Source organism: Blautia caecimuris (genome assembly GCF_024622975.1).
Lineage (GTDB): Bacteria > Bacillota > Clostridia > Lachnospirales > Lachnospiraceae > Blautia_A > Blautia_A caecimuris.
On sequence record NZ_JANJZT010000004.1, the window covers coordinates 80,877 to 92,893 of the forward strand.

Below are 12,017 nucleotides of genomic sequence, written 5' to 3' on the forward strand. Positions count from 1 at the left end.
TCCTGAAAATAAATTAAAAAAGAAGAGGATTCTTCAGAAACAGGAGGCAGCATTATGCAGAAAGAACTGATGGAAAAATTTGTGGAGGTTTATGGCGAAGGCGGAGAAATCCGTGAGTACTTTGCGCCGGGAAGAGTAAATCTGATTGGAGAACATACAGATTACAATGGCGGACATGTATTTCCCTGCGCTCTGACTCTGGGTACATATGGACTGGCCCGCAAAAGAGACGACAGAAAACTGCGTTTTTATTCTGTAAACTTCTCCAAGCTTGGTGTGATCGAATCTTCCCTGGATGACCTGATCCCTTCTGATCAGGCAGGATGGACAAACTATCCGAAGGGCGTTATGTGGGCGTTTGAAAAAAGGGGCATTCAGTTGGAGCATGGTGTGGATTTCCTGATCTACGGAAATATTCCAAATGGTTCCGGACTTTCTTCTTCTGCGTCTCTGGAAGTTCTTACAGGTCTGATGCTGAAGGATATGTTTGGCGTTGAGGAACTTTCCATGCAGGATCTGGCTCTGATCGGACAGTATTCAGAGAACAATTTCAATGGAATGAACTGTGGTATTATGGATCAGTTTGCAAGCGCCATGGGCAAAAAAGACTGCGCGATCTTCCTTGATACAAGCACTCTGGAATTTGAATATGCTCCGGTACAGCTGAAAGACGCCAGAATCGTTATTACAAACAGTAAGGTAAAACACAGTCTGGTGGGATCTGCCTATAATGACAGAAGAAACGAATGTGAGACAGCTCTTGAAGAACTTCAGAAAGAATTGGATATCAGAACTCTGGGGGATCTCAGCGAGGAAGAGTTTGAAGCTCATAAATCAGCCATCACAAGCGACATCTGCAGAAAACGTGCAAAACATGCAGTTTATGAAAATCAGCGTACAATCAAAGCAGTAAATGCGCTGAAAGCAGACAATGTGGAAGAGTTCGGAAAACTGATGAATGCTTCTCATGTTTCTCTTCGTGACGATTATGAGGTTTCCTGTGAGGAGATCGATATTCTGGTAGACCTGGCATGGCAGATTCCGGGAGTGATCGGTTCCCGTATTACAGGAGGCGGTTTCGGCGGCTGCACAGTAAGTATTGTGAAAAATGACGCAGTGGATCATTTTATTGATACCATCGGAAAACAGTACAAAGAAAAAGTAGGACATGAAGCAGAGTTTTATGTAGTAGACATCGGTGACGGAGCTCATGTGATCGCATAAAATCAGGGGGATAAAAACATGTTAAGTAAAAGCATCAGAAAACTGGTACAGTATGGAATTGAGACAGGACTGACACCTGAATGTGAAAAAAATTATACAATCAATCTCCTCCTGGATGTCTTTCGTGAAGAGGAATATACAGAACCGGAAGAAGTACCGGAAAATGTGAATCTGGAGGAAACTCTGGGAGAGCTTCTGGATGAGGCTGTGAAACGTGGACTGATCGAGGATAGTGTTGTATACCGTGATCTTTTTGATACACGCCTTATGAACTGTCTGATGCCAAGACCTGCTCAGGTTCAGAAAGAATTCTGGGACAGATATCAGAACAGCCCTCAGGAGGCTACGGATTATTTTTACAAATTAAGCCAGGACAGCGATTATATCCGTCGCTATCGTGTAAAAAAAGACCAGAAATGGACAGTGGAAAGTCCTTATGGAGATATTGATATTACAATCAATCTGTCAAAACCGGAAAAGGATCCAAAGACCATTGCAGCAGCAAAAAATGCAAAGGCAAGCAGTTACCCCAAATGTCTTCTCTGTCCTGAAAATGAAGGCTACGCAGGCCGTGTGAACCATCCGGCAAGGGAAAACCACAGGATCATTCCTATTACAGTAAATGACAGTCCGTGGGGCTTCCAGTATTCACCGTATGTATATTACAATGAGCACTGTATTGTATTTAACAGTCAGCATACTCCCATGAAGATCGAGAGAAATACCTTTATCAAGCTTTTTGATTTTGTAAAGCTGTTTCCTCATTATTTCCTGGGCTCCAATGCGGATCTTCCGATCGTAGGCGGATCTATTTTAACCCATGATCATTTCCAGGGAGGCCATTATACCTTTGCCATGGCAAAAGCCCCCATTGAGAAAAATGTAGTTATTCCGGGATATGAAGATGTAGAGGCGGGAATTGTAAAATGGCCGCTGTCTGTTCTTCGAATCCGTCATAAGGATGAAAAACGTCTGATCGATCTTGCTTCTCATATTCTGGAGGTATGGAGAGGATATACAGATGAGGAAGCCTTTGTGTTTGCGGAAACAGAGGGAGAACCTCATAATACCATTACGCCCATTGCCCGTAAAAGAGATGATCTGTTTGAGCTTGATCTGACGCTGAGAAATAATATTACTACAGAGGAAAATCCTCTGGGCGTATATCATCCTCATGCAGAGTACCACCACATCAAAAAAGAAAATATCGGTCTCATTGAGGTTATGGGCCTTGCAGTACTGCCGGCGCGTCTGAAAGAAGAGCTGGAGCTTCTGGAAGAGTACATTCTGGAAGGAAAAGACATTTCCTCCAATGAAAAGATTGAAAAACATGCCTCATGGGTACAGCAGTTCCTTCCAAAATATAAGGATCTGAACAGAGACAATATCCATGAGATCCTTCAGAAGGAAGTTGGAAATGTGTTTGTTCATGTACTGGAGGATGCCGGTGTTTATAAATGCACAGAGGAAGGCAGATCCGCCTTTATGCGTTTTGTAGAAAAACTCTGATATTTTCTGAGGCAGGAGTTCCGTTCCCGGGAACCGGGCGGATTTCCGTAAAACTCCTGCATTTACACCTTGCAGGAACACAGTGAATGGGATATACTAGAAAGCGAAACGGATGTTTGTACATCTGCTTCGCTTTTTATATCATGAGTTATCATTAAACAGAGAGAGGAAATAGATTATGAAACTTACAACTGTAAAAGAAATTTACACAGACCGGGAAATCTTTCTGGATCAGGAAGTGACCGTAGGCGGCTGGGTGCGCAGCGTCCGTGGCTCCAAGGCATTTGGATTTATTGTACTTCATGACGGTTCCTGTTTTGATACACTTCAGGTAGTCTATCATGATACCATGGATAATTTTGCGGAGATCAGCAAGCTCAATGTAGGAGCTGCCATTATTGTAAAGGGAACTCTGGTTGCAACACCGGAGGCTAAACAGCCTTTTGAGATCCAGGCATCAGAAGTACAGGTGGAGGGAGCGTCTGCGCCTGATTATCCTCTTCAGAAGAAACGCCACACCATGGAATACCTGAGAACAATGACACATTTAAGACCAAGGACAAATACCTTCCAGGCAGTGTTCCGTGTCCGTTCTCTCTGTGCATATGCAATCCATAAATTTTTCCAGGAGAGAGGCTTTGTATATGTCCATACACCTCTGATCACAGGAAGCGACTGTGAGGGAGCAGGAGAAATGTTCCGTGTTACCACTCTGGATCCTCAGAATCCGCCTGTAGATGACAACGGAAAGGTTGATTACACTCAGGATTTCTTTGGAAAAGAAACAAACCTTACAGTAAGCGGACAGCTGAACGGTGAAACCTATGCTCAGGCATTCCGCAACATTTATACTTTTGGACCTACTTTCCGTGCAGAAAACTCCAACACCACCCGTCATGCGGCTGAATTCTGGATGATCGAGCCGGAGTGTGCGTTTGCAGACCTGAATGATAACATGGATCTTGCTGAGGACATGCTGAAATATGTGATCCGCTATGTGCTGGAGAACGCTCCTCAGGAGATGAACTTCTTTAATTCCTTTGTGGATAAAGGACTTCTGGACCGTCTGAACCATGTGATCGATTCTGAGTTCGGTCATGTGACTTATACAGAAGCGATTGAGCTTCTGGAAAAGAACAATGACAAATTTGACTACAAGGTATTCTGGGGCTGCGACCTTCAGACAGAGCATGAACGCTATCTGACAGAGCAGATCTTTAAGAAGCCTGTATTTGTAACAGATTATCCGAAGGAGATCAAGGCTTTCTACATGAAACAGAATGAGGATGGAAAAACCGTTGCTGCTATGGACTGCCTTGTTCCGGGAATCGGAGAGATCATTGGCGGAAGCCAGAGAGAGGACGATTACGATAAGCTGAAAGCCCGCATGGATGAGCTTGGTCTGAAAGCAGAGGACTATCAGTTCTACATGGATCTGCGTAAATACGGATCTACCCGTCATTCCGGTTTTGGACTGGGATTTGAGCGCTGCGTTATGTATCTGACAGGAATGGGCAATATCCGCGACGTAATTCCTTTCCCGAGAACAGTAAACAACTGCGATTTATAAGGAGTCATAAATGATAAGATTTATTCATCTTGCAGATGTTCATCTGGGGGCGGTTCCCGACAGGGGCTGCCCGTGGAGCCATGAGCGGGAGGAAGAGATCTGGGAAACTTTCCGCCGGGTCATTGCGTCTGTACGCAGGGATCCGGTGGATTTGTTATTTATAGCAGGAGATCTTTTTCACCGGCAGCCCCTTCTGAAGGAGCTGAAAGAGGTTAATTATCTTTTTTCCACCATACCGGAAACCAGAGTGTTCCTGATGGCAGGCAATCATGACTATATGAAGAGAAATTCTTTTTACAGGGGATTTGCATGGGAACCTAATGTGACATTTTTCGATAGTGAGAAAATGAGCTGCGCATATATTGAAGAGCTTCAGACTTTTGTTTACGGAATGAGTTATGAGCATCAGGAGATAAAAGAACCTCTGTATGACAGCTGGCAGCCGGAGCAGGAACAGGGCTTTCATGTGCTTCTTGCTCACGGCGGCGATGAGAAGCATATTCCCATGGATGCAAAAAAAATTCTTTCCTCAGGCTTTACTTATCTGGCTCTTGGGCACATTCATAAGCCTCAGGCAATGGTAAGGGGAAAAGCCCTGTATCCCGGAGCTCTGGAACCCATTGACCGAAACGATACAGGAGATCACGGTTATATTGAGGGAAGCTATGACAATGGCAGAATGCGTCTGAAATTTGTTCCTTTTGCATCCAGAAGCTATCAGAATCTTCTTCTTACCCTGGATGAGACCTCCACTCAGTATTCTCTGGAGGAGATGCTGAAGGGAGAGATCCTGAAACGGGGCGGAAAAAATATTTACAGACTGATTCTCAGGGGAAGACGCGCTCCTGAATTTATTCTTCTTACAGAACGGCTGAAAAAGCTGGGAAATATTGTGGAGGTTCTGGATGAATCCAGACCTGCTTATGATCTGGAAGAGCTGTACAGAAAGTATACAGGAACTCTGATCGGAGACTATATTGGATATTTTATGGGAAGAGAGCTGACTGTGGTGGAGGAAAAGGCCTTGTATCACGGGCTCCAGGCATTGCTGGAAACCAGCATACTCAATTAACGGCGGGAAAGAATTATGATCATAAAACGAATTACAGTCAGGAATTTTGGAAAGCTTCAGGACAGGACCATGGAGTTTTCAGATGGAATCAATGTGCTGTACGGCGACAACGAAAGCGGAAAGACTACTACGCATACCTTTGTGAGAAGTATGCTGTATGGAATCCAGAGACAGAGAGGCCGCGCTGCCCGTAAGGATGCTTACAATCTGTATCTGCCCTGGAAAAATTCTGCTGATTATGGTGGAACTTTGTGGTTTGAAAACGGTGGAAAGAATTTCCGGCTTACGAGAAACTTTTATAAGGAGAACCCTACAACAGAATTTCTCTGTGAGGATGACGGAGAGATCCTGGATGTGGCCCAGGGAGATCTGGATGCTGTGCTTGGCGGTATCAGTGAGACGGTTTATGAAAACACAGTTTCAGTGGCTCAGCTGAAAAGCACCACAGGCCCGGAGCTGGTAAGAGAAGTCCAGAACTATATGGCCAGCTATCAGGGAGCAGGGGACAGCTCCGTAGATCTGGGACGGACCATGCAGATGCTGAAAATGGCCAGAAAAGGCTATCAGGTACAGGCAGAACAGAAAAAAAGAGAAAACCAGAGGGAAAAAGAAAAAATAGCTTCCGGAATGGAATATATCAGAGGCGAGCTTAAAGAGCTTGAGGAAAAGGAAAACAGGGTTTCCGGACAGGAAAAAAGCTTTTATATAGGCGGCGACGGAAGCGGGATCGGTGATCTGGAAACGGGGATCGCAGCGCTTTACAGGAAGCGGAAAATTCTGGAGTTTGTGATAACGACAGCTCTTATATTCGGAATCGGCGGAGCTCTGGCAGTAGCCGGAATCACAAAAAGCCTGATTACTGCCATGGTCATTGGTGTGATCGGCATTGCGGCAGGAGTCGGCGCCTATCTTGTGAGAATGCGTGTATCTGAGGAAACAGAAAAAAAAGAATGGCAGAAAAACCGCCTTCTTGCAAGACAGGAGAAGCTTTCCTGGAGCCGGGAAAATATCAGAGAAGCCCGGAAGGAAAAGGAAACGGCCCTGGAAAACGCTGCGGCAGAATACAGAGAGGCTGAAGAGTACGTTTATTTTCCTCTTGCAGAAGAAATGGAAATAGAATCTCTGAATCTGGCTATGACAGTGATCGATCAGATTTCAAGGGATATTCACCGACAGGTGGGAGGAAAGCTCAGAAGACGGATCTCCGGAATCCTTTCTGAGATCACAGGAGGCAGGTATACGGAAATTCTTATGGACGCAGATCTCCATATGACAGTAAATACCGGAGAGCGTACCGTGCCTCTGGAAAGCCTCAGCAGAGGAACTGTGGAGCAGATCTACTTTTCCCTGAGAATGGCGGCAGGAGAGCTTCTGTGCGGCAGAGAGCAGCTTCCCGTGTTTCTGGATGAGGTATTTGGCATGTATGATGAGGAACGCCTTACCTCTGTGCTGAAATGGCTGGCAAAAGAGAAACGTCAGGTGATCATCTGCAGCTGCAGGCAGAGAGAAATGGAAATTCTGGAAAAGAATGGAATTGCCTATAATAAAATAGCGCTGTAAATGAATACGGGAAAAGCCCTCTGGCAGTCACAGGACTGTGCAGGGGGCTTTTCTGCGGTGTCAGTTTATTGCTTTCAGGCGCCTGATGTGAGCCTTCTGAAAATTATTTATACTGATCCATATAGTTGCTTACACAGCGTTTGATACGGTCTACCGGATTCAGAAGGTGGCTGACAGACATATCATGGTTCAGAGTGTCGATGATAAGAGCAATATATTTACTCATATCACAGGTAATATAATATGATTTTTCAAGAAGCTCCGGTGTCTGGTATACAAGGTTGGTAGTAAGAAGCTTGTCAAATACGCCGTTTTTGAAGCCTTCGTCAAATTTGTCCAGACCATCTGTAAACAGACCGAAAGTAGAGCAGATATAGATTCGTCCTGCTCCTCTCTTTTTAAGAAGAGAAGCGATCTTGAGAACAGTGTCTCCGGAGGAGATCATATCGTCGATCAGGATCATATCCTTGCCTTCCAGCTTCGGTCCCAGGAATTCATAGGCAGCGATCGGATGACGTCCGTTTACACGTCTGGAATAATCGAGACGCTTATAGTACATACCCATATCAACGCCAAGGATATTGGCAAGATAAATGGCGCGGTTCATGCTTCCTTCGTCAGGGCTGATGATAGCAAAATGCTCATTGTCAATGCGAAGACCTTCTTCGTTTCTGAGAAGAGCCTTGATAAACTGATAGGATGGCTGAACAGTTTCAAAACCATGAAGAGGAGTTGCGTTCTGAACACGGGCGTCATGGGCGTCAAAGGTAATGATGTTTTCCACACCCATTCCGGTCAGCTCCTGAAGAGCTGTGGCGCAGTCCAGTGATTCACGTCCTACACGTTTGTTCTGGCGGCTCTCATAAAGATAAGGCATGATAACATTGACTCTTCTTGCTTTGCCGCCGATTGCTCCGATCACACGCTTCAGATCCTGGAAATGGTCGTCAGGGGACATCAGGTTGGTGAAGCCGCTGATACGGTAGGTCATGCTGTAATTGCATACATCTACCATAAGATAAATGTCATCGCCGCGGACAGACTCTGTGATCACGGATTTTCCTTCTCCGGAACCAAAACGGGGAGTCTGTACTCCGAGGATGTAGGAATCTCTCTGATAACCTTCAAAAGCAAAGGAATTAAGCTCCTGATGATTTCTTTCCTGTCTCCATTTTACAAGCCAGTCATTGACCTTGGAGCCAAGGGACTGACAGCTTTCCAGAGGGATCAGCCCAAGTCTTCCTACAGGGAGTGTTGTGAGATCTTTGGTGCTTAACTGTGCCATTCTTTATTTTCCTCCTAAAAATATTTTCTGTATGCGGATATCTTTTCCAATGAGTTTCAGCATCTGAAAATTGCTTGCGATCCGGGAAAAGGTTCTCTCGGAATAGGTGGCAGAAAAATCCTCCAGCTTCAGATTGGTAGAGATGATGGTGGATTTTCTGCGGGCAAGCCGCTCATTGATGCACAAAAAAAGCTGAGAAGATACAAAGCTGTTGGTAAGCTCTGTACCAAGGTCGTCAATGATCAGAAGATCACAGTCGTAAATAAAATCTTCTCCCGGATCCGTTTCTGTCTTTCTGGCAAAAGTATTCTGCGCCAGTTTGTCAAAAAGATCAAAAGCTGAAAAATAAAGCACGCAGTGAGCGGTTTTCAGCAATTCACGGGCAATGCAGTGGGAGAGGAAGGTTTTGCCTACTCCGGTGCTGCCGTACAGAAAAAGATTCTGGCAGCCGGAATCAAAATTGCGTACAAAATTCACAGCAGTATCATAGGCATGCTTTGCTGTTTCTCTTGCGGTCAGTCCGGTTGCCTCGTTTTTTATTGTATCAGAATACCAGTCAAAAGAAAAGTGCTCAAAATTTTCTTTTTCCAGAATCTCTGCAAGATTGGACTGAGTATAAAGAAGTTCGATCTCTGCTTTTTTGAAGCAGGAGCATTTGCCTGTGTCCGTGTAGCCTGTATCCTGGCAGCGGGGACAGAGGTAATGAGGTTCCAGATAATCTTCAGGAAAGCCGTTTTCTTTCAGCAGAGAACGGCGCTCACGGGACAGCAGAGCTACGGATCTTTTCAGATCTTCCACAGAGCTGCTTTGACCGCAGAGCAGAGAACGTGCCTTCTGGGCACTGAGAGAAGCGACCTCACGGTCGATCTCTGCCAGCCGGGGAGCCTTTGCAAAGGCGCAGGAGCGTCGTTTTTCCAGGTCGTGCATAACCTGAGTCTGTCTCCGGTTGTATTCTCTCATAATAATATCATACTGAAAATTCTGTAAAGACACGTCATCCCTCCTTGCCTGAAAATTACTGGTTCAGCAGGCGTTTTTCATATTCGTCAAAATTATATTCTCTCTGCTGAAAATTATTAAAGCGGTTGCCGGAAGCAGGAGCGGCAGGTTTGGACTGTTTTTTGTCCTGCTTCCGTTTCTTGTGCTCTGCGTCCAGAGCCTGGATATCCTCCAGAGTTTTTACCTGTTTCTTTTTCCAGCCCTCCAGGATCTTGTCCGTATACTGGAAGCTGGCCTGTCCTGTCTGCAGAACTGTTCTGGTGCAGGCTTCCTGAATGATGGCAATAGAAAAACCATAAGTTTTCAGCCAGGTGTCCATCAGAGTGATCTCTGTTTCCACAGGGCTTCTGTTGGTGATTCCCAGAGCCTTCAGAATGGAATAATAATCCTTGCTGTACCGGGCATTGGATTTTTTGGCTTCCGCCACAGTGGAGATTCCCTCCTGAGCCCAGGCAAGGGCAACGGTCTCCATGTACCGGATGCTTTTATGACTGCGGCTGACGCAGTACTCGATCAGGTATTCGATCAGATCTGCGGAAAAGCCCAGGCCGTCATAGAAGAAAAGAATCTTCTGTATTTCCGTGGGGGACAGGGTTTTGCCCAGATACTGTTCTGCAATATAAAGAAGCTGGATAATATCTTCGTTCTGTTTCAGTTCTTTTACACGGTCCGGCGTAAGCGGTGCGGCTTTGGCCGGTACTGCCTGCTTTAAAGCGGCGGCAGCCGTCTCGTCTTCAGCAGAGGCTTTTGCCTTTGGCAGAAGCAGGGCAATGCCGCGGAGACTTTTATCTGCAGCGAAGTCCAGGGCAAGAAGCTCCTGTCTGGACCAGTATTTCAGCGCCCGCAGAATATCCCTTTCTGTACAGAGCAGGTGGTCGGCCATCTGTTCCAACGTGAAAGAAACCGGAGTAGTGGACAGCGCCCGTAAAAGATAAATGTAAACCTTTACAAACTCACCATTGGCCTCCGGCATGTAGTCATCTATAAAAATATTGGACAGAAGCGTAACCTCTGACTGGGAGGGCTTCTGCAGTGTAATCATGCTCATGAACGATCTCCCGCTTTCTGAATCTTTTAAGTCACCTGCATTATAGCACAAGATTTTTCAAATGAGAATAGGGTATTTTACGGGGAAATCTTTCCACATAAAAATGTGGATAATGTGGATAATGTGGACAACGAATTTTCTCGAATATTTGCCATAAATCTCGGAAACCGCGTGTTTTGTTGCTTTTTCATTAAAAATAGATAAAATTGCTGTAGAAGAATGTCGGATGATGGAGGCATAAAAAATCCACATGTCCGGCACGGGGGATATGTGCATAAACATGTGGATAATGTGGATAACTTAGTTTCCGAGAAGCTGTTCTCCTATATTTACAACGTCTCCGGCCCCCATAGTTATCAACAGGTCACCCTGTGTACAATTTTCAAGTAAAAAATTCTCGATTTCATCAAAAGTCGGGAAATATTCGCAGGAAGTTCCAAGTTCTGCGATTTTCTCTTTCAGATCTTCTGAAGAAATTCCAAGAGTATCGGTCTCTCTTGCCGCGTAGATATCAGCCAGTACCACGTGGTCAGCCAGAGAAAGCGCTTTTGCAAATTCAGGAAGAAGCGCCTTGGTGCGGGTGTAGGTATGAGGCTGGAACACGCACCAGATCTTTTTGTGCGGATAATTTGCAGCAGCATGAAGAGTTGCCTCAATTTCTGTGGGATGATGAGCATAGTCATCAATAATGGTCACTCCGCCGATCTGGCCTTTATACTGAAAACGCCGGTCTGTGCCTGTAAAGCTGTTCAGCCCCTCTGCGATTACTTCCCAGGAAAGATCTAAAAGCCGGGCTGCGGCAATGGCGGAAAGTGCATTGGAAACATTATGTACTCCCGGAACACTTAGGGAGCAGGTGCCAAGAGCCTGTCCTTTATGGCATACAGTAAAGGTGGCATGGCCAAGCTCGTTATAGGTAATATCAGAAGCTGTATAATCTGCCTCATGCTCCAGACTGTAGGTAAGTACCTGGCAGGACAGTCCTTCTGTGATTTTTTCGTACTGCGGTGTATCTGCGTTGATGATGAGAGTTCCGTCCTCAGGAAGAAGCTCTGCAAATTTGCGGAAAGAGCAGCGGATATCTTCAATATCCTTGAAGAAATCCAGATGATCCGCATCAATATTCAGGATAATGCTGATCTTCGGGAAAAAGCTCAGAAAGCTGTTTGTATACTCACAGGCTTCGGTCAGGAAGGTCTCTGACTGTCCTACACGGATATTTCCTCCGATAGCCGGAAGAATGCCGCCTACGCTGATGGTAGGATCGCAGTCACCTTTCAGCAGAATGTGGGAAAGCATGGAGGTAGTGGTTGTTTTGCCGTGAGTTCCCGCTACTGCAACAGGGGTGTCATAATTGCGCATGATCTGTCCCAGAAGCTGGGCTCTTGTGAGCATGGGAAGATTCATCTCCTGAGCTTTTCTGAATTCCGGATTGTCCGGGTGGATTGCAGCAGTGTACACAACAGCCTGAACGGTATCGGAAATATTGGAGGCCCGCTGTCCGTAGTAGATTTTTGCGCCTTTTTCTTCCAGAGTTCTGGTAAGAGGGCTTTCTTTTGCGTCAGAGCCGGAGATAGTGAAGCCTTCTTCAAGAAGAACCTCAGCCAGTCCGCTCATACTGATACCGCCGATGCCAATAAAATGAATAGCCATCGGTTTTTTGAAGTCTATCTGATACATAGTATTATTCTCCTGTTCATTCATGAATATGTTCCTATTATAACCCTATCAGCCTTAAATGAAAAGTGTT

At 45.5% G+C, this 12,017-nt stretch carries 9 protein-coding genes; 5 read left to right on the plus strand and 4 right to left on the minus strand.

Annotated elements, in window-relative coordinates:
- Positions 1–54 precede the first annotated feature (54 nt).
- The 5 genes from NSA57_RS04140 (at position 55) to NSA57_RS04160 (ending at position 6,935) form a co-directional block, all read left to right on the plus strand.
- Entirely contained in the window at positions 55–1,224 is a 1,170-nt protein-coding gene (locus tag NSA57_RS04140) for a galactokinase (RefSeq protein ID WP_257464105.1), read from the plus strand.
- An 18-nt stretch (positions 1,225–1,242) separates the two neighbouring features.
- Positions 1,243–2,733 (plus strand): UDP-glucose--hexose-1-phosphate uridylyltransferase, encoded by a 1,491-nt coding sequence (galT, locus tag NSA57_RS04145; RefSeq protein ID WP_257464106.1) that lies wholly within the window; start codon positions 1,243–1,245, stop codon positions 2,731–2,733.
- A gap of 178 nt (positions 2,734–2,911) precedes the next feature.
- Positions 2,912–4,303, plus strand: a complete 1,392-nt coding sequence (gene asnS / locus NSA57_RS04150; RefSeq protein WP_257464107.1) for an asparagine--tRNA ligase — start codon at positions 2,912–2,914, stop codon at positions 4,301–4,303.
- 10 nt (positions 4,304–4,313) lie between these two features.
- The gene (locus NSA57_RS04155) at positions 4,314–5,375 is read left to right on the plus strand and encodes a metallophosphoesterase family protein (RefSeq protein WP_147598525.1); all 1,062 of its coding nucleotides are present in this window, start codon (positions 4,314–4,316) and stop codon (positions 5,373–5,375) included.
- 15 nt (positions 5,376–5,390) lie between these two features.
- Positions 5,391–6,935: an ATP-binding protein gene (locus tag NSA57_RS04160; RefSeq protein WP_257464108.1), complete on the plus strand. Its 1,545-nt coding sequence runs from the start codon at positions 5,391–5,393 to the stop codon at positions 6,933–6,935.
- Between the two features lie 103 nt (positions 6,936–7,038).
- On the opposite strand, the gene NSA57_RS04165 is transcribed toward NSA57_RS04160, so the two are convergent.
- The 4 genes from NSA57_RS04165 to murC all read right to left on the minus strand — a co-directional run bounded on the left by NSA57_RS04165 (position 7,039) and on the right by murC (position 11,947).
- Positions 7,039–8,220: a ribose-phosphate pyrophosphokinase gene (locus NSA57_RS04165; RefSeq protein WP_147598523.1), complete on the minus strand. Its 1,182-nt coding sequence runs from the start codon at positions 8,218–8,220 to the stop codon at positions 7,039–7,041.
- A gap of 3 nt (positions 8,221–8,223) precedes the next feature.
- A complete protein-coding gene (locus NSA57_RS04170; RefSeq protein WP_147598522.1) occupies positions 8,224–9,213 on the minus strand; it encodes an ATP-binding protein in 990 nt (329 codons plus the stop codon).
- A gap of 22 nt (positions 9,214–9,235) precedes the next feature.
- Positions 9,236–10,267: a DnaD domain protein gene (locus tag NSA57_RS04175; RefSeq protein ID WP_147598521.1), complete on the minus strand. Its 1,032-nt coding sequence runs from the start codon at positions 10,265–10,267 to the stop codon at positions 9,236–9,238.
- A gap of 300 nt (positions 10,268–10,567) precedes the next feature.
- A complete protein-coding gene (gene murC, locus NSA57_RS04180) occupies positions 10,568–11,947 on the minus strand; it encodes a UDP-N-acetylmuramate--L-alanine ligase (RefSeq protein WP_147598520.1) in 1,380 nt (459 codons plus the stop codon).
- Between the last annotated feature and the right edge of the window lie 70 nt (positions 11,948–12,017).

Bases quoted from the DNA above. Each gene is read 5' to 3' on its own strand.
- NSA57_RS04155 (WP_147598525.1), top strand. From the start codon at position 4,314: ATGATAAGATTTATTCATCTTGCAGATGTTCATCTGGGGGCGGTTCCC.
- NSA57_RS04165 (WP_147598523.1), bottom strand. From the start codon at position 8,220: ATGGCACAGTTAAGCACCAAAGATCTCACAACACTCCCTGTAGGAAGA.
- NSA57_RS04140 (WP_257464105.1), top strand. From the start codon at position 55: ATGCAGAAAGAACTGATGGAAAAATTTGTGGAGGTTTATGGCGAAGGC.
- asnS (WP_257464107.1), top strand. From the start codon at position 2,912: ATGAAACTTACAACTGTAAAAGAAATTTACACAGACCGGGAAATCTTT.
- galT (WP_257464106.1), top strand. From the start codon at position 1,243: ATGTTAAGTAAAAGCATCAGAAAACTGGTACAGTATGGAATTGAGACA.
- NSA57_RS04160 (WP_257464108.1), top strand. From the start codon at position 5,391: ATGATCATAAAACGAATTACAGTCAGGAATTTTGGAAAGCTTCAGGAC.
- murC (WP_147598520.1), bottom strand. From the start codon at position 11,947: ATGTATCAGATAGACTTCAAAAAACCGATGGCTATTCATTTTATTGGC.
- NSA57_RS04175 (WP_147598521.1), bottom strand. From the start codon at position 10,267: ATGAGCATGATTACACTGCAGAAGCCCTCCCAGTCAGAGGTTACGCTT.